Below are 17,565 nucleotides of genomic sequence, written 5' to 3'. Positions count from 1 at the left end.
TTCGCCTTATTTTACGGCGGTCTTTTCGAACTGGCGCAGCATCGTGTTGCCGCGCTCGACCGAAGCGTCGAGGGCCTGCTTGGCGGTCTTCTTGCCGGCCAGCGCCTGTTCGATCTCTTCCGACCAGACGTCACGCAGCTGGACCATGTTGCCAAGGCGCAGGCCGCGCGAATTCTCGGTCGGCTCCTTGTTGGTCAGCTCGAGCAGCGGGGTCTCGAGATAGGGCTGGTCCTTGTAGAAGCCCTCTTCCTTGGCCTTGGCATAGGCCGCCTTGGTGATCGGAAGATAGCCCGAGGCCTTGTGGATGTAGACCTGACGATCGGTATCGGAGAGGAAGGTCAGGAATTTGGCCACGCCCTTGTACTCGTCGGCCGACTTGCCGCCCATGACCCACAGCGAAGCGCCGCCGATGATCGAGTTCTGCGGTGCGCCCTTGACGTCGGGGTAATACGGCATCGGCGCGGCGGTGAAGTTGAACTTGGCCTGCGCCTTGACGTTGCCGAAGAAGGCCGACGAGGTCAGGTAGATCGCGCACTCGCCCGAGGTGAAGCGGCCTTCGCCCTGGTTGGTGCGGCCGGCGTAGTCGTAGGTCTTGTCCTTCTGGAGCTCGACCAGCTTCTCGAGATGCCTGATCTGTAGCGGCGCGTTGAACTCGAGCTTGGTGTCGAAGCCGTCGAGACCGTTCGCCTTGCTCGCGAGCGGCACGTTGTGCCAGGCGGAGAGCTGCTCGAGATTGACCCAGGTGACCCAGGAGTTGGAGAAGCCGCAGGTCGGATGGCCGTTGTCGTGCAGCTTCTTGGCGACCTCGAACACTTCGGGCCAGGTCTTCGGGATCTGGGCGTTGACCTTCTTCAGCTCGTCGAGGTTGACCCACATGACGGTCGACGACGAGTTGAAGGGGAACGACAGCATCTCGCCCTTCGAGGTCGAATAGTAGCCGGTGATCGCGGACAGATAGGCCTTCGGGTCGAACTTCTCGCCGGCGTCGGCCATCAGCTTGTAGACGGGCTTCACGGCGCCGGTCGCGGCCATCATGGTCGCGGTGCCGACTTCGAACACCTGCATGATGTGCGGGGCGTTGCCGGCGCGGAAGGCCGCGATGCCGGCGTTCATGGTGTCGGGATAGCTGCCCTTGTAGGTCGGGACGACCTTGTAGTCGCTCTGCGACGCGTTGAAGTCGTTGGCGAGCTTGACGATGACGTCGTTGTTCGCGCCCGTCATCGCGTGCCACCACTGGATTTCAGTCACGGCCAGTGCCGGCGAGGCCGTCATGCCAACCGTGACCGCAAATGCGGCAACCGCTCCAAAATGTCGAAGAGCCATCAAGTAACCTCCCTTGGCCGTCTCTTGGCCGTCAAAAAGAAGCGCTTGCGCTAGCAGCGCCATATGACGTTCACATGACTGTGTAAGCGGCCGAAACGAAAGCGGCAAGCGCTGGAAAAGGGAAGCCAGCAAATAGGCGAACGCGCCGCGGGCAGCCTGCTCCGTTCGCGGTGCACATGCGTGCCCGCGCCGCACTGCGGCATTTCCCGGGTGAGGAGGCGAGAGCCCTAGCGCTTGCGCTCGGGCCCGCAGACCACGCCCTTCGCAACCATCGCGTCGATCTCCGCCTTTGAGTAGCCGAACTCGCCCAGCACCTCCTGGGAGTGCTGGCTGAACTTCGGCGGCAGGCGGCGCAGGCTCGGCTTGCTGCGATCGAGCCGGATCGGCGAGGCCACGCCCTTGTACCAGTCTTTCTCGATGACGTCGCCGCGGGCGACTGTGTGGGCGTTGGTCAGCGCCTGGTCGATCTTCTGCACGGGACCCGCGGGCAGGCCTGCGGCGAGCAGGCGATTGCACAGCGGCTCGGCCTCGTGCTGGCTGAACACCGCGGCCAACTCGGCGCGCAAGGCCTCGCGATTGGCGATGCGGTCCTTGTTGCGGGCAAAGCGTGGATCGGTGCCGAGCTCGGGCTTGCCGATCTCCTTGGCGAGCTTGCGGAAGGTGCCGTCATTGCCGACGCCGATGAAGATGTCGTCGGTCCTGGTCGGAAAGATCGCGTAGGGCACGAGGTTCGGATGCTCGTTGCCGGTCAACCCGGGCGGCTTGCCATGCATGAAATAATTCGCGGTGTGCGGATGCATGATGGCGAGGCCGGTTTCGTACAGCGTGGTCTCCAGGAACTGGCCCTTGCCCGAGCGTTGCCGCTCGGACAGCGCCATCAGGATGCCGATCGCCGCATAAAGTCCGGTGGTGATGTCGACCAGGGGCACGCCGATCCGCATCGGGCCGCTCTCGGGCGATCCGGTCGCGGCAATCATGCCGGTCATGGCCTGGATGATGGCGTCATAGCCGGGATTGCCGCCGCGCGGGCCGTCGGCGCCGAAGCCGCAGATCCGGCAATGCACCAGGCGCGGATATTTCTGGCTGAGCACATCGTTGCCGATGCCCCATTTCTCCAGCGTGCCCGGCTTGAAATTCTCGATCAGGACGTCGGCCGTCTCCAGCATCTTGAGCAGCACGATGCGGCCGCCTTCGGAAGCGAGGTCGAGGCCGATCGAGCGCTTGTTTCTGTTGATGCCGATGAAATAGGCCGCGTCTTCGTCGTGGAAGGGAGGACCCCAGTCGCGCACCTCGTCACCGGCGGGTGGCTCGACCTTGATCACGTCGGCGCCATGGTCGGCAAGGATCTGGGTGCAATAGGGACCGCCGAGCACGCGCGTGAGGTCGATCACGCGCAGTCCGCTCATTGCGCCCAAAACGGCTTCAGTCATGCCTTCGCTTCCCCTGTGTCGAGTTTGACCACAGGCCTAGCGAGGTTCGTGCGCGCCAGCAATGGCTCGCTGGGTAGGGCCGCATGCGCCGCCGCCGCGCAGTCCCGCGGCACGGCAAATCGAACTGCAGCGGCCGGCCCGGGGGGGATCCCGGGCCAGCCAATCCGCACTTTCGATCAGACGATCGTCAGGCGAACGTCGACATTGCCGCGCGTCGCGTTGGAGTATGGGCACACTTGGTGTGCCTTCTCGACCAGCGCCTCGGCATCCGCGCGGGACAGGCCCGGCAGCGAGACGGCCAGATCGATGTCGAGGCCGAAACCGCCGGCCGAGCGCGGCCCGATGCCGACGGTCGAGGTCACGGAGGCGTCGGCGGGAACCTTCGGGCCGCCCTGCGAGGACACGAACTTCATCGCGCCGATGAAGCAGGCGGCATAGCCGGCCGCAAACAGCTGCTCGGGATTGTTGCCGGCGCCGCCGCCACCGCCGAGTTCCTTCGGCGTGGTGAGCTTGACGTCGAGCGCGCCATCGAGGGTCGCGGCATGGCCGTCACGGCCGCCGGTGGCCTTCGCGCTGGTCTTGTAGAGAACGTTCACGGACATTTTCGTCTCCCTTGGGGCTTCGAGTTGGGGTGACACCTGTATCGCAAACAATTAGATTGTGCGCAATTGAAATTTGCATGCCTCACATTTAATTGTTCGCAATTGAATACAGGTCCGCCCGGTCCCACAATGCGCATCAATATCGTGAGATTCTTCATGGCCCGGAAACCATCGACGCTCGATCCGCAACGGCTCGACAACCAGATCTGCTTCGCAGTCTATTCGGCCGCGCACGCCTTCAACCGCGTCTACAAGCCGCTGCTCGACCGGCTCGGCCTGACCTATCCGCAATATCTGGTGATGCTGGTGTTGTGGGAGCGCGACGACGTGCCGCTCAAGGACATCGGCGAGAAGCTGTTTCTCGATTCGGGCACGCTGACGCCGCTGCTCAAACGCCTCGAGGCCGCCCATCTGGTCAAACGCTCGCGCTCCAGCGAGGACGAGCGCCAGGTGCTGATCGCGCTGACCCCGCAGGGCCATGCCCTGAAGGAGAAGGCGCGTAGCGTGCCGCAATCGATCCTGGCGGCGTCGGATTGCTCGGTGTCGGAACTGGTCGCGATGAAAGACGAGATCGTCGCGCTGAGGGATCGGCTGAATGCGGTGATCGGGGAGTAGGGACTCCCCTAAGACAACCGCTTTTTCGTGAAAGCTCGGCCGGAGTGCGACTTGAGATACGCCTCGAACTCGAGCGCTTTATGCTTGTCGGAGAAGGCGCAGTACCAGATCAGCTTCCAGGGCTTGAACTTGGCCGTATGCTTGGATTTGCCTGCATTGTGCTCCAGAATCCGCCGATTCAAATCCTCCGTAACGCCAACATATTCCTGATCGGGAAATTCGGTGCTGCGGAGAATGTAGACGTACCACATTGACGGTTATCGCCTGGGTAGTCGTTGGTGAGGGGGACTCATCGGTCCGTCTTCGCCCTTTGGGCTTCGCCGGACACCACGCTTTGCCCTTCAGGCTCCTCGTGGCTGCGCCACGCGTAGCCCGAAGGGCGAAGCGTGGTGGAGCCAGGCGGGATCGAACCGCCGACCTCTTGCATGCCATGCAAGCGCTCTCCCAGCTGAGCTATGGCCCCTTAACTCTTGGGATGATCCTGGGGGATCACTCCCGACCGGCGAGCCTTCCGACTCGCGCGGTGCACCCTTTTTCACAGATCAGGGTTGATCTCAAGTCTCTTCATCACCTCCGACATCACCAATGATGTCGGTCACGTCCTCATCGCCCTCTTCTTCGTCGGCAATGAAGGTCGAATCATCGTCATCGTCGTCGTCGAGCGTCTCGTCGACCTCGATATCGTCCTCGGATTCGGGGACAACGGCCTTAACCTTGCCGGTGTTTTCCTCGGCATCGGCCTCCTCAAGCGAGACCTCCTCGACTTCCGCGGGCTCCGGCGTGGTGTCCGCAGCTGCGGCGTGGCGCGCCTCGGCGCCGCGGGAGGCGCGAGCCGGTGCCACCGGCGCGATCGGCACGACCTCGCCGGTATAGGGCGAGATCACCGGATTCTTGTTGAGGTCGTAGAATTTCTTGCCCGTGGTCGGGCAAATACGTTTGGTTCCGAGTTCGGACTTGGCCACGGCAGAGGAATCCTGGGAATGTCTGAAAAGCGGTGTTTCACTTGGCTAGTTGGCGGCCCGCTGTCAATAGCGCATTACGAGAGAAAGACATGCCCGTGACGGCGGGGAGACCATGTGGTACCTGCCCGCAGCCTGTTCGGGCGCATCCAAGGACACAATCTTGACCCATTCCGACAAGCCGACACCGTTGAAGTCGCGCTCAAGCGGCCCCCTGACCGGAAAAGTACGGGTGCCCGGGGACAAGTCGATCTCCCACCGCGCCCTCATCCTGGGTGCGCTGGCGGTCGGCGAGACGCGGATCACGGGTCTCCTCGAGGGCGAGGACGTCCTCAACACCGCCAAATCCATGCAGGCCCTCGGCGCCAAGGTCGAGCGCACCGGTGATTTTGCCTGGAACGTGCAGGGCGTGGGCGTCGGCGGCTTCGCCCAGCCCAAGGCTCCGCTCGATTTCGGCAACTCCGGTACCGGCTGCCGGCTCGTGATGGGCGCCGTCGCCGGCTGCCCGATCTCGGCGGTGTTCGACGGCGATGCCTCGCTGCGCAGCCGCCCGATGCGCCGGATCCTCGATCCGCTCGAGAAAATGGGCGCCAAGGTCGTGTCCGGCGGCGAGGGCGGCCGGCTACCGCTGGCCGTTCAAGGCGCGCGCGATCCGCTGCCGATCACCTACAAGACTCCGGTCGCCTCGGCCCAGATCAAGTCGGCGGTGCTGCTGGCGGGCCTGTCCGCGCCGGGCACCACGACCGTGATCGAGAGCGAAGCCAGCCGCGACCACACCGAGCTGATGCTGAAGCATTTCGGCGCCGACATCACCTCGGTGGCCGAAGGGACTCACGGCCGCCGCATCACGCTGGCGGGCCAGCCTGAGCTGCATGGCGCCACCGTCATCGTGCCTGCCGATCCCTCATCCGCGGCATTTCCCGTCGTTGCAGCGCTGATCGTTGAAGGCTCCGACATCGTTCTGTCCGACGTGATGACCAATCCCCTGCGCACCGGCCTTTTCACGACGCTGCGTGAGATGGGCGCGTCCATCGAGGAAAGCGAGGTGCGCGGCGACGCCGGCGAGCCGATGGCGCAACTGCGCGTGCGCGCGTCAAAGCTGCGCGGCGTCGAGGTGCCGCCGGAGCGCGCGCCGTCGATGATCGACGAATATCTGGTGCTGGCGGTCGCGGCGTCCTTCGCCGAAGGCACGACCATCATGCGCGGCCTGCATGAGCTGCGCGTCAAGGAATCCGACCGGCTCGAGGCCACGGCCGCGATGCTCCGCGTCAACGGCGTGCAGGTCACGGTCTCCGGCGACGATCTGATCGTCGAGGGCCGCGGTCATGTCCCCGGCGGCGGCACTGTCGCCACCCATATGGATCACCGCATCGCCATGTCCGCGCTGGTGATGGGCTGTGCCTCCGATCAGCCGGTGACGGTCGACGATACCGCCTTCATCGCCACCAGCTTTCCGGATTTCATTCCGATGATGCGTTCGCTTGGGGCCGAGTTTTCATGATCATCGCCATCGACGGTCCTGCGGCCTCGGGCAAGGGCACGCTCGGCAAGCGGCTCGCCCATCATTACGGCTATCGTCACCTCGATACCGGCGTGATCTATCGCGCGGTCGCCTACGCCCTGATGCAGTCGGGCCAAGACCTTCGGGACGAGGCCGCCGCGGTCGCGGCTGCGCTGGAACTCGATCCCGAAAAGTTCGGCAATCCTGCCCTGAAGACCCAGGAGGCGGGTGAAGGAGCCTCCATCGTGTCGGCGATCCCCAGGGTTCGTGAGGTCCTGGTCAACTTCCAGCGGCAATTCGCCGCCGACCCGCCCGGCGCGGTGCTCGACGGCCGGGACATCGGAACCGTGATCTGCCCCGATGCCGACGTGAAGATTTTCGTCGTCGCCGATCCCAAAGTCCGCGCCCGCCGCCGCACCATGGAGGCCAAGGCGCGGGGTGAGGAGGCGGATGAGGCGGCCGTGCTCGCCGACATCATCCGGCGCGACGAACGGGACAAGAACAGGCCGATTGCGCCGCTGAAACCGGCCGCGGATGCTTACTTGCTTGATAACTCCCAACTGGATATAGAAGGCGGCGTCCGGGCCGCCATCGACATTATCGAGGCCGTCCGAGCGGGCCGGTCGCGGGGTTAAGCCGCTGCCGTCATTGGAGGAAGCGCCCGCTCCCGCTCTTTGAGGTCGATACTCTCGGTCCCTGTTTCGGGGCCGACGCGATCGAGGCTCCGGACAAAAGATTTCAACGTCTCGAACGTGCGGGCCCAGCCGGCCCGCTTCCGCTGTTTCGGTCGCAAGATCGGAGCAGCGAGCGGTCGCTCGAAGGTCTTGCGGACCTTCCGACACTGCGCGCGCGATACGCCCATGAACCCAACGGCCGGCAAGACATCCGCAACTGGAGAACAAATGGCTTCGACTTCCGCTGATACCTATAGCCCGTCGCGCGACGATTTCGCCGCGATGCTCGACGAGTCCTTCGCAGGTGGCAACCTGCAGGAGAGCTCGGTCGTCAAGGGCAAGGTGGTTGCAATTGAAAAGGACATGGCCGTCATCGACGTCGGCCTGAAGACCGAAGGCCGCGTTGCGCTGCGCGAATTTTCCGGCCCCGGCCGTGAGAGCGAGATCAAGGTCGGCGACGAGGTCGAAGTGTTCCTCGATCGCATCGAAAACGCCCTCGGTGAAGCCGTGCTGTCGCGCGACAAGGCGCGCCGCGAAGAGAGCTGGGGCAAGCTGGAGAAGGCGTTCCAGAACAACGAGAAGGTCACGGGCGTCATCTTCAACCAGGTCAAGGGCGGCTTCACGGTCGACCTCGACGGTGCCGTTGCCTTCCTGCCGCGTTCGCAGGTCGACATCCGTCCGATCCGCGACGTTGCGCCGCTGATGAACAACGCGCAGCCGTTCCAGATCCTCAAGATGGACCGCCGCCGCGGCAACATCGTCGTGTCCCGCCGCACGGTTCTCGAAGAGACCCGCGCCGAGCAGCGCCAGGAGCTGGTGCAGAACCTCGAAGAGGGTCAGGTCATCGACGGCGTGGTCAAGAACATCACCGATTACGGTGCGTTCGTTGATCTCGGCGGCATCGACGGCCTGCTGCACGTCACCGACATCGCGTGGCGCCGCGTCAACCACCCGACCGAGGTGCTCTCGATCGGCCAGACCGTGAAGGTCAAGATCATCAAGATCAACCACGAGACGCACCGCATCTCGCTGGGCATGAAGCAGCTGCTGGACGATCCGTGGCAGGGCATCGAAGCCAAGTACCCGCTGGGTGCCCGCTTCACCGGCCGCGTCACCAACATCACCGACTACGGTGCGTTCGTCGAGCTCGAGCCGGGCATCGAAGGCCTGATCCACGTCTCCGAGATGTCGTGGACCAAGAAGAACATGCACCCCGGCAAGATCGTGTCGACCTCGCAGGAAGTCGACGTGCAGGTGCTGGAAGTCGATTCCGTCAAGCGCCGCATCTCGCTCGGCCTCAAGCAGACCATGCGCAACCCGTGGGAGGTCTTCGTCGAAGGTCACCCGACCGGTTCGACGGTCGAGGGCGAAGTCAAGAACAAGACCGAGTTCGGTCTGTTCCTGGGCCTCGAGGGCGACGTCGACGGCATGGTCCATCTGTCCGACCTCGACTGGAAGCTTCCGGGCGAGCAGGTGATCGACAACTACAAGAAGGGCGACATGGTGAAGGCCGTGGTGCTCGATGTGGACGTCGAGAAGGAGCGCATCTCGCTCGGCATCAAGCAGCTCGAAGGCGACCCCTTCGCCGAGCCGGGCGATGTCAAGAAGGGCGCGGTCGTGACCTGCGAAGTGCTCGAAGTGAAGGAAAGCGGCATCGAGGTGAAGATCACCGGTACCGACTTCACCACCTTCGTGAAGCGCTCGGAGCTTGCCCGTGATCGCAACGACCAGCGCGCCGAACGCTTCGCCGTCGGCGAGAAGGTCGATGCTCGCGTGATCCAGTTCGACAAGAAGGCCCGCAAGGTCCAGGTGTCGATCAAGGCGCTCGAAGTTGCCGAAGAGAAGGAAGCCATCGCGCAGTACGGCTCCTCGGATTCGGGTGCGACGCTCGGCGACATCCTGGGCACCGCGCTCAAGAACCGCGACAGCAAGTAAGCGAAACGCAGGTTTTGCTGACATCAAAGCCCCGGCGCGAGCCGGGGCTTTTTTGTTTTTGTCTGTAGCTCTGATGGAGCCGAGCGAAATCCGGGCTGCGACGCTACCTGTTCACAGTCTTGTTTTCTTCAAATTGCGCCGCAATTGATGTATCCAGACAAGGCATTGGTCACAATGTGACGGCACAACGCCGGCGGCCTTTCATTTGGAGATATCTAGATGTCGCTCGATTCGGACATCATCGTCGATCGCCGCCGGATCCGCCGCAAGCTGACGTTCTGGCGCGTGATGGCCGCGCTGATCGCGATCGCTGCGATCGCGGGCTTTGCGCTGATCGCGACACCCGGTGCGCGCGGCACCTTTGCCTCATCAGGCGCGATCGCGCGGGTGCAGATCGACGGCCTGATCCGCAGCGATTCCGAGCGGACGCACGCGCTGGAGCGGCTGGAGAATTCGCAGGCAGCGGCCGTCATCGTTCACATCAATTCGCCCGGCGGCACCACTGCCGGCTCCGAGCAGTTGTACGACTCGCTCACGCGCCTGAAGGCGAAGAAGCCGCTGGTCGTCGTGGTCGAAGGTCTTGCGGCATCCGGCGGCTACATCACCGCGATCGCGAGCGACCATATCATCGCCCAGCAGAGCTCGCTGGTCGGCTCGATCGGCGTGCTGTTCCAGTTTCCCAATTTCAGCGAGCTTTTGAAGACCATCGGCGTCAAGGTCGAGGAAGTGAAGTCAACGCCGCTAAAGGCCGCGCCCAATGGTTTTGAGCCGACCAGCCCCGAGGCGCGGGCCGCGCTGGATGCGCTCGTGAAGGATTCCTATGCCTGGTTCAAGGATCTGGTGAAGCAGCGCCGTGGCATGGATGACACGCAGCTCGAAAAAGTGGTCGACGGCCGCGTCTTCACCGGCCGCCAGGCGATCGATCTCAAGCTGATCGATCAGCTCGGCGACGAGAAAACCGCCGTGACTTGGCTCGAGGAGCAGAAGGGCGTCAAGAAGGGTCTTTCGGTGCGCGATTACAAGCTCGAGCCGCGCTTTGGCGACCTGACGTTCCTCAAGACGGCGGCCTCAGTGACGCTGGAAGCGCTTGGATTCAGCGCAATTGCGCATCAGATCGAGCAAACCGGCGTCGCGCAGGCAGTTGATCGCGCAGGCCTGGATGGAATGCTGGCCCTGTGGCAACCGGCTGCATCGAATTGACCGGAAACGCATGGAACTAAGCGAGTTGAAGACCTTTTTCCCGCATGGCGGGTAGGCTTGCAGCCTGCTTTTTCGGCAATTGTCACGCATTTTCCCGACGCTCAACCTTCATTTAGCGTCTTGACAGATCACGGTATTTTCACGGAAATGGTCATCCGCACGCTCCCGGGTCCTATCTCTCGATGATCAAATCCGAACTTGTTCAGCGTATCGCCGAGCACAACCCGCATCTGTACCAGCGGGATGTCGAGAACATTGTGAATGCGATTCTCGAAGAGATCGTAGCGGCCCTCGCGCGCGGTGACCGCGTCGAGCTGCGCGGCTTCGGTGCTTTCTCGGTCAAGCATCGCCCTGCACGTGCAGGGCGCAATCCGCGCACCGGCGCCCATGTCCCCGTCGATCAGAAGAGCGTTCCGTTCTTCAAGACCGGCAAGGAAATGCGTGAGCGGCTGAATCGGGACCATCCGGATCCGGGCGCCCCCGATTAAGTCTGTCGTCCGGGCTTAACCGAACGGCCGCATGATGCGGCAGCATGCTTGATTCAAGACGAGCGATCGCGATGCGAAAGTTCCTGACCGCGCTGATCGTGATTCCGCTGGGCCTGATCCTGGTGACCTTCGCGGTGGCCAACCGGCATTTCGTCACCGTTTCCTTCGATCCCTTCATGGCGGCCGATCCGGCCCTGTCAGTCACCATGCCGCTTTTCCTGCTGCTGATCCTGGTGGCTGCCTTTGGTGTCGTTGCCGGCGGCTGTGCCGTCTGGTTCGGCCAACGGCACTGGCGGCGCGCCGCGCGGCGCCAGGAAGCGGATGCCCGGGCCGCCCGGCTGGAATTGGCCGATTTGCGGGCCCAGGCGGCAGCATCAAGGCCGGATTCGCACCGCCTCCCGGTGCCATCAGGAGTGGGTCTTTACGGGCCGGTCGGGCGAGACAAGCAGCGCGCGACGTTGTAGAAGCGGCCCCGACCGAAAAGCCCGTTTTCCGGCCGCCGCTGGCGGCCTCCATTTGCTTTGAGACCATGTCCCTGCTCGTCAAAATCTGTGGCCTGTCCACGTCCGAGACGCTCGAAACGGCGCTCGACGCGGGCGCCGACATGGTGGGGTTCGTGTTCTTCCCGCCGTCGCCGCGACATGTGTCGCTGGAGTCCGGGCGCGATCTCGGCCGGCAGGTGAAGCGGCGTGCAGTCAAGGTGGCGCTCACGGTCGATGCCGACGATGCCACGCTCGATAACATCATGGACGCGCTGTCGCCTGACATCTTCCAGCTCCACGGCCAGGAGAGCGTGGCGCGGCTGCGCGACATCAAGCTGCGGTTCGGCCGCCCGGTGATGAAGGCGGTGCCAGTCGCAACTGCGGCTGATCTTGCCGTGCTGCCGGGCTATGCCGCGGTCGCCGACCGCATCCTGTTCGACGCGCGTGCGCCAAAGGATGCGACCCGCCCCGGCGGCTTGGGGGCTCCCTTCGACTGGCACCTGCTCGAAAATCTCGATCTGAAATTGCCTTACATGGTCTCGGGTGGGCTTCACGCCGACAACGTCGCCGAAGCCCTGCGAGTCACCCGCGCCGGCGGCGTCGATGTGTCCTCGGGTATCGAGAGCGCTCCTGGCATCAAGGACCCGGAGCTGATCAAAGCCTTCATTCGCGCCGCGCGCGCCACTCAAGAGTTGAGCGTTCGATGAACATCGCCAAACCAAATTCCTATCGCAGCGGGCCCGACGAGCGCGGTCATTTCGGCATTTTCGGCGGACGCTTCGTCGCCGAAACCCTGATGCCGCTGATCCTCGATCTGGAGAAGGCCTACACCGCGGCCAAGGCCGATCCGGCGTTCCAGGCCGAGATGAACGGCTATCTCAAGAACTATGTCGGCCGTCCCTCGCCGCTCTATTTCGCCGAACGCCTGACCGAGCATCTCGGCGGCGCCAAGATTTACCTCAAGCGCGAAGAGCTCAACCACACCGGTTCGCACAAGGTGAACAATGTGCTCGGCCAGATCATGCTGGCGCGGCGCATGGGCAAGAAGCGCATCATCGCCGAGACCGGCGCCGGCCAGCACGGTGTCGCCACCGCGACGCTGTGCGCGCGCTTCGGCCTCGAATGCGTCGTCTATATGGGCGCCGTCGACGTCGAGCGGCAGCAGCCCAATGTCATCCGCATGGAGATGCTGGGCGCAACCGTTGTCCCCGTGCAGTCGGGCACGCGTACGCTGAAGGACGCGATGAACGAGGCGCTGCGTGACTGGGTCACCAACGTGCACAACACCTTCTACTGCATCGGCACGGTGGCGGGCCCGCATCCCTATCCGACGCTGGTGCGCGACTTCCAGTCGATCATCGGCAACGAGACCAGGACGCAGATGCAGGAGATCGAGGGACGCCTGCCGGATTCGCTGGTCGCCTGCATCGGCGGCGGTTCGAACGCGATGGGCCTGTTCCATCCCTTCCTCGACGATTCCTCGGTCGAGATCTTTGGCGTCGAGGCCGCAGGCCATGGGCTCACGCAATTGCATGCCGCTTCGATCGCGGGCGGTCGCCCTGGCGTGCTGCACGGCAATCGCACGTATCTTTTGATGGATGCCGACGGCCAGATCCAGGACGCGCATTCGATCTCGGCGGGCCTCGATTATCCCGGCATCGGCCCCGAGCATTCCTGGCTGCACGAGATCGGCCGCGTCAACTATCTCTCCGCAACTGATGACGAGGCACTCGCCGCGTTCCAGCTGCTCTCGAAGCTCGAAGGCATCATCCCCGCGCTCGAACCCGCGCATGCCATCGCCAAGGTGATGGAGCTCGCGCCGAAGCGGCCGAAGGACCACCTGATGGTCGTCAATCTCTCCGGCCGCGGCGACAAGGACGTCCCGCAGGTCGGCGACATCCTGAAGGGCAAGACCAAGTGACCACGCGTATCGACACCCGTTTCGCCGAGCTGAAGAAGCAGGGCCGTTCGGCCTTCGTCACCTATGTGATGGCCGGCGATCCCGATCCGGCGACGTCGCTCGAGATCGTCAAGGCGCTCTCGAAGTCAGGCGCCGATGTCATCGAACTCGGCATTCCCTTCACCGATCCGATGGCGGATGGTCCGTCGATCCAGGCCGCCGGGCTCCGCGCGCTCAAGGTCGGCATGACCTTGAAGAAGACGCTCGATCTCGTGCGCGACTTCCGCAAGCACGACAATTTCACGCCGCTGGTCCTGATGGGCTATTACAATCCGATCTACATCTATGGTGTCGACAAGTTTTTGACGGATGCCAAGACATCAGGCGTTGACGGCTTGATCATCGTCGATTTGCCGCCGGAGGAAGACGACGAGCTCTGCATTCCCGCGTTGAAGGCCGGGCTGAACTTCATTCGCCTCGCGACCCCGACCACCGACGACAAGCGCCTGCCCGCGGTGCTCGCGAACACGTCAGGCTTTGTCTATTACGTCTCGATCGCCGGCATCACCGGTGCAGCGGCAGCGGACGCGAATGTCGTCGGTGAAGCCGTCGCGCGCATCAAGCGGCACACCAGGCTGCCGATCTGCGTTGGTTTTGGCATCCGCACGCCGGAGGCGGCGCGCGCCATTGCTGAAAAGGCCGATGGTTCGGTGGTCGGCACCGCGCTGGTCGATGCACTCAGGAACAGCCTCGACGGCGAGGGGCGCGCAACCGCTAAAACCGTTAACGCCGTGGCCGAGCTGACCGCCGCCCTGGCCCAGGGCGTCAAGGGCGCGAAACAGGCGGCCGAATAGGCCATAATTCCGCTTATCGAGCGGGCGACACGGCGGCTTGCCGGGCAACGGCCCGGCCGCCATATATCCCTTCAGGCGATCCCTTGGGGGCTCGCACATCGGAGCAAACCATGAACTGGCTTACCAATGTGGTCCGGCCGAAGATCCGCAACATGCTGCGGCGGGAGACGCCGGAGAATCTGTGGATCAAGTGCCCGGATTCCGGACAGCTCGTGTTCTACAAGGACGTCGAGGCCAACCAGTTCGTCATCCCCGGCTCGAACTACCACATGCGCATGGGCGCAGTGGCGCGGCTGAAGTCGATCTTCGACAACGAGACCTGGTTCGACGTGGCCTTGCCCGACGTCACGCCTGATCCGCTGAAGTTCCGCGACGAGAAGAAGTACGTCGATCGCATCAAGGATGCGCGCGCCCGCACCAATCTGAATGACGCGGTCAAGGTCGGCTATGGCAAGCTCGAAGGCGCTGGCATCGTCGTCGCCGTGCAGGATTTCGATTTCATGGGCGGCTCGCTCGGCATGGCCGCAGGCGAAGCCCTGGTGCGTGGGCTCGAGCTTGCGGTCGAGAAGAAGTCGCCGTTCATCGTGTTCGCCGCCTCCGGCGGCGCGCGCATGCAGGAAGGCATCCTGTCGCTGATGCAGATGCCGCGCACCACGGTCGCGGTGCAGATGCTCCGTGAGGCAAAACAGCCCTACATCGTCGTGCTGACCAACCCGACCACCGGCGGCGTCACCGCATCCTACGCGATGCTCGGCGACGTCCAGATTGCCGAGCCCGGCGCGCTCATTGGTTTCGCCGGCGCGCGCGTGATCGAGCAGACCATCCGCGAGAAATTGCCGGAGGGTTTTCAGCGGGCTGAGTACCTGAAGGAGCACGGCATGGTCGACATGGTCGTGCATCGCCACGAGCTGCGTCCGACCCTGGCGCGGCTGTGCCGCCTGCTGACCAAGGCGCCGGCGCAGGAAAATGCGTCCAGGCCGACGCAGCCTGTCGTCAGCCCCGCGCAGATCGTATCGGCCGCTGAGACGGCGCCGGCTGCGCCCCACGCGTGAGCGCGTCCCCTGACAGCGCAAAGACGCCGCTCGATGCATTGATCGGGCGGCTGTCGGCCCTGCATCAGAAGCGTATCGACCTTGGTCTCGAGCGGATGCAGCGTCTGCTCGAGCGGCTCGACCATCCCGAACGCAAGCTACCTCCGGTGATCCATGTCGCCGGCACCAACGGCAAGGGCTCGACGGTCGCCTATCTGCGCGCGACGCTGGAGGCCGCCGGCCTGCGCGTCCATGCCTACACGTCCCCCTATCTCGTCCGCATCAACGAATGTTTTCGCATCGGCCGCGTCGGCGGCGGCGTGCTGGTCTCCGACGACGAATTGCGTGCGGCACTCGAAGAGGTCGAACGCGTCAATGCCGGCGAGCCCGCGACAGTCTTTGAGCTGAAGACCGCAGCCGCATTCCTCTTGTTCGCGCAAAATCCTGCCGACGCGGTGCTGCTCGAAGTCGGCCTCGGTGGCCGGCTCGATTCGACCAATGTGGTCGATACGCCTGCGGCCTGCGTGATCACGCCCGTCAGCATGGACCATATGGATTTCCTCGGCGACACGCTGACGTCGATTGCCGGCGAGAAGGCCGCGATCATCAAGCGTGGTGTGCCCGTGATTTGCGCCGAGCAGTCGGGCGAAGCGATGGCGGTGATCGAAGCGCAGGCCAGGCGCATGCGCGCGCCGTTGTTTGCCGCCAACGAAAGCTGGCACGTCAATGTCGAGCACGGGCGTCTGGTCTATTCCGACGAGCGCGGCTTGATGGATCTCGCCGCGCCGCGCCTGTTCGGCCGTCACCAGTTCGACAACGCCGGGCTTGCCATTGCAACGCTGCGCGCGATTCCGACGTTCAAGGTCAACCAGGCGGCGTTCGAGGCCGGCATCGTCGGGGCCGAATGGCCGGCGCGGATGCAGCGTCTGACCTCGGGCGAGTTGCTCGCCTGGGGGCCGCAGGGGTCCGAGATCTGGCTCGATGGCGGGCACAATGCCGAGGGCGGCCGTGTCGCAGCCGCCGCGCTCGGCGATCTCGAAGAGCGGGTGTCGCGGCCCCTGGTCGTGATCGCGGGCATGATGGCCAACAAGGACGCGCAGGCGTTTCTGGCAAATTTCGCCGGCCTGACCCGTCATATCATCGCGGTGCCGATCCCCGACACCGAGAACGCGATGCCGGTTGACCGTCTCGCGGACGCTGTCCGCAGCCTCGGCATGCGCGTCGAGATCGCACCCGGTATCGAGGCCGCATTGCGAGGTCTGTCGAAGCTCGCCTACGAAGTGCCGCCGCGCATCCTCATCACCGGCTCGCTCTATCTCGCCGGCCACGTGCTGGGCCTCAACGGCACGCCGCCTGCATAGACGGTCTCGTGTCCCGGACAAGCGAAGCGCAGATCCGGGACACGGAATGCCGCCACATGGGCCCCGGCTCTGCAGCGCACCGCACCGGACGATGCTTCGCATCGCCGGGAGCGCTGCGCTGTGTCCGGGGCACGATAGCGTGAGAAATGTCCAAATGCGTTTTGCCGCGATTGCCGACGTTCACGGAAACTATCTCGCGCTGGAGGCGGTGCTCGCCGATATCCGCGCGCTCGGCGCCAATGCGCTGGCGACGGGATGGATCGAGTAGAGGTCGCTTCGTAGCCCCGATGGAGCGAAGCGCAATCCGGGATTCGTGCTACAGGCGATGATGGCCCGGATTGCGCTTCGCTCGATCGGGGAGGCTAGGGGAGGTCTTGCCATGAGTGACGACAACGTCTGGCGACACGAATATGCCATCGAGACGTCCGCATCCGCAGCGACGATCTGGAGCATCTTTTGCGACGTGCCTGGCTGGAAAAACTGGAATGCGGGTATCGAGCAGATCGCGATTGACGGACCATTCACGGCGGGTACCTGGTTTACGATGAAGCCGCCCGGCGAAGAGGCGTTGCGCTCGCAACTGGTCGATGTGCGCGAGAACGTCTGCTTCGTCGACGAAACGCGGGTCGGCGATCTCGCCATCAAGGTCGCCCATCGCATCGAGCCGCTTGGCCCGGGGCGCACCCGCATTGTTTACGCCGTCGACGCCCAGGGCCCGCAAGCGGCCGACATCGGTCCGGCCGTTGCGTCAGATTTTCCTGAAGTTCTTGCAAGCCTGGTCAGGCTCGCGGAGGCCAAGGCCAGCGGATAAAATTAAACGGCCGGCGAAGCGCCGGCCGTTTTCGAAAATCAGAGGTCGCGAGGTGGATCAGACCGCGGAGGTGATCCACTGCTGCAGCTTCGCCTTCGGCGCGGCGCCGACCTGGCGGGAGGCCATCTCGCCGCCCTTGAAGATCATCAGGGTCGGGATCGACATCACGCCGTACTTCGACGCGGTCTTCGGGCTCTCATCGACGTTGAGCTTCACGATCTTGACCTTGTCGCCCATCGCTCCGGCGATCTCGTCGAGGGCAGGCGCGATCATGCGGCAGGGGCCACACCACTCGGCCCAGAAATCGACCACCACGGGGCCGTTCGCCTTGAGCACTTCGGCTTCGAAATCCGTATCAGAAACCTTGCCAACGGCCATTGGAGTACCTCACTCGGTTGA

The 17,565-nt window shown here is 63.9% G+C and carries 19 protein-coding genes, 1 tRNA gene and 1 pseudogene; 14 read left to right on the top strand and 7 right to left on the bottom strand.

The features are described from left to right. Positions 1-6: 6 nt before the first annotated feature. The 3 genes from ugpB to JQ631_RS18610 form a co-directional block, all read right to left on the bottom strand. Entirely contained in the window at positions 7-1,323 is a 1,317-nt protein-coding gene (ugpB, locus tag JQ631_RS18620; protein WP_212328124.1) for a sn-glycerol-3-phosphate ABC transporter substrate-binding protein UgpB, read from the bottom strand. Positions 1,324-1,550: 227 nt separating this feature from the next. Further along, on the bottom strand, positions 1,551-2,753 hold the full coding sequence (locus JQ631_RS18615; protein ID WP_212328123.1) for a CaiB/BaiF CoA transferase family protein: 1,203 nt from the start codon (positions 2,751-2,753) through the stop codon (positions 1,551-1,553). A gap of 176 nt (positions 2,754-2,929) precedes the next feature. After that, positions 2,930-3,355 (bottom strand): organic hydroperoxide resistance protein, encoded by a 426-nt coding sequence (locus tag JQ631_RS18610; RefSeq protein WP_212328122.1) that lies wholly within the window; start codon positions 3,353-3,355, stop codon positions 2,930-2,932. 156 nt (positions 3,356-3,511) lie between these two features. Between JQ631_RS18610 and JQ631_RS18605 the strand changes: the two genes are divergently transcribed. Further along, entirely contained in the window at positions 3,512-3,970 is a 459-nt protein-coding gene (locus JQ631_RS18605; RefSeq protein ID WP_212328121.1) for a MarR family winged helix-turn-helix transcriptional regulator, read from the top strand. 8 nt (positions 3,971-3,978) lie between these two features. Here the strand turns inward: JQ631_RS18605 and JQ631_RS18600 are convergent, their stop codons facing one another. From JQ631_RS18600 to JQ631_RS18590, 3 genes are all read right to left on the bottom strand, one after another. Continuing rightward, positions 3,979-4,221 carry a GIY-YIG nuclease family protein gene (locus JQ631_RS18600; protein WP_212328120.1) on the bottom strand — a complete coding sequence of 81 codons (243 nt, stop codon included), beginning with the start codon at positions 4,219-4,221 and terminating at the stop codon, positions 3,979-3,981. A 136-nt stretch (positions 4,222-4,357) separates the two neighbouring features. Further along, a tRNA-Ala gene (locus tag JQ631_RS18595) sits at positions 4,358-4,433 on the bottom strand. Between the two features lie 91 nt (positions 4,434-4,524). Then, a complete protein-coding gene (locus JQ631_RS18590; RefSeq protein ID WP_212328119.1) occupies positions 4,525-4,932 on the bottom strand; it encodes a TIGR02300 family protein in 408 nt (135 codons plus the stop codon). 112 nt (positions 4,933-5,044) lie between these two features. Between JQ631_RS18590 and aroA the strand changes: the two genes are divergently transcribed. The 13 genes and pseudogenes from aroA to JQ631_RS18525 all read left to right on the top strand — a co-directional run bounded on the left by aroA (position 5,045) and on the right by JQ631_RS18525 (position 17,166). Further along, positions 5,045-6,430, top strand: a complete 1,386-nt coding sequence (aroA, locus tag JQ631_RS18585; RefSeq protein WP_433995510.1) for a 3-phosphoshikimate 1-carboxyvinyltransferase — start codon at positions 5,045-5,047, stop codon at positions 6,428-6,430. After that, positions 6,427-7,065, top strand: coding sequence for a (d)CMP kinase (gene cmk, locus JQ631_RS18580; protein ID WP_212328117.1), 639 nt, complete (start codon positions 6,427-6,429; stop codon positions 7,063-7,065). Before aroA ends, cmk begins: the two co-directional genes overlap by 4 nt. Before the next feature lie 267 nt (positions 7,066-7,332). Beyond that, on the top strand, positions 7,333-9,039 hold the full coding sequence (gene rpsA / locus JQ631_RS18575; RefSeq protein ID WP_212328116.1) for a 30S ribosomal protein S1: 1,707 nt from the start codon (positions 7,333-7,335) through the stop codon (positions 9,037-9,039). Between the two features lie 219 nt (positions 9,040-9,258). Next, the gene (gene sppA / locus JQ631_RS18570; RefSeq protein ID WP_212328115.1) at positions 9,259-10,239 is read left to right on the top strand and encodes a signal peptide peptidase SppA; all 981 of its coding nucleotides are present in this window, start codon (positions 9,259-9,261) and stop codon (positions 10,237-10,239) included. A gap of 182 nt (positions 10,240-10,421) precedes the next feature. After that, the gene (locus JQ631_RS18565; protein WP_007598410.1) at positions 10,422-10,727 is read left to right on the top strand and encodes an integration host factor subunit beta; all 306 of its coding nucleotides are present in this window, start codon (positions 10,422-10,424) and stop codon (positions 10,725-10,727) included. 71 nt (positions 10,728-10,798) lie between these two features. After that, complete coding sequence (locus JQ631_RS18560) at positions 10,799-11,191, top strand: lipopolysaccharide assembly protein LapA domain-containing protein (protein WP_212328114.1); 393 nt, start codon at positions 10,799-10,801, stop codon at positions 11,189-11,191. A 65-nt stretch (positions 11,192-11,256) separates the two neighbouring features. Continuing rightward, positions 11,257-11,916 (top strand): phosphoribosylanthranilate isomerase, encoded by a 660-nt coding sequence (locus JQ631_RS18555; RefSeq protein WP_212328113.1) that lies wholly within the window; start codon positions 11,257-11,259, stop codon positions 11,914-11,916. Beyond that, a complete protein-coding gene (gene trpB / locus JQ631_RS18550) occupies positions 11,913-13,130 on the top strand; it encodes a tryptophan synthase subunit beta (protein ID WP_212328112.1) in 1,218 nt (405 codons plus the stop codon). The genes JQ631_RS18555 and trpB overlap by 4 nt, the downstream gene beginning before the upstream one ends. Further along, the gene (trpA, locus tag JQ631_RS18545) at positions 13,127-13,963 is read left to right on the top strand and encodes a tryptophan synthase subunit alpha (RefSeq protein ID WP_212328111.1); all 837 of its coding nucleotides are present in this window, start codon (positions 13,127-13,129) and stop codon (positions 13,961-13,963) included. The genes trpB and trpA overlap by 4 nt, the downstream gene beginning before the upstream one ends. 110 nt (positions 13,964-14,073) lie before the next feature. Further along, a complete protein-coding gene (gene accD / locus JQ631_RS18540; RefSeq protein ID WP_212328110.1) occupies positions 14,074-15,015 on the top strand; it encodes an acetyl-CoA carboxylase, carboxyltransferase subunit beta in 942 nt (313 codons plus the stop codon). Then, entirely contained in the window at positions 15,012-16,355 is a 1,344-nt protein-coding gene (locus JQ631_RS18535) for a bifunctional folylpolyglutamate synthase/dihydrofolate synthase (protein ID WP_212328109.1), read from the top strand. Before accD ends, JQ631_RS18535 begins: the two co-directional genes overlap by 4 nt. 154 nt (positions 16,356-16,509) lie before the next feature. Beyond that, a pseudogene (locus JQ631_RS18530) lies at positions 16,510-16,596 on the top strand (metallophosphoesterase family protein); the annotation flags it as partial. A gap of 138 nt (positions 16,597-16,734) precedes the next feature. Continuing rightward, complete coding sequence (locus JQ631_RS18525) at positions 16,735-17,166, top strand: SRPBCC family protein (protein WP_212328108.1); 432 nt, start codon at positions 16,735-16,737, stop codon at positions 17,164-17,166. Between the two features lie 57 nt (positions 17,167-17,223). Here JQ631_RS18525 and trxA read toward each other — a convergent pair whose 3' ends face one another. Further along, positions 17,224-17,544 (bottom strand): thioredoxin, encoded by a 321-nt coding sequence (trxA, locus tag JQ631_RS18520; RefSeq protein WP_007598398.1) that lies wholly within the window; start codon positions 17,542-17,544, stop codon positions 17,224-17,226. Between the last annotated feature and the right edge of the window lie 21 nt (positions 17,545-17,565).

It is taken from the genome of Bradyrhizobium manausense (genome assembly GCF_018131105.1).
GTDB lineage: Bacteria > Pseudomonadota > Alphaproteobacteria > Rhizobiales > Xanthobacteraceae > Bradyrhizobium > Bradyrhizobium manausense_B.
The sequence above is the reverse complement of the archived record's forward strand: the minus strand, read 5'-3'. Positions and strand labels throughout refer to the sequence as shown.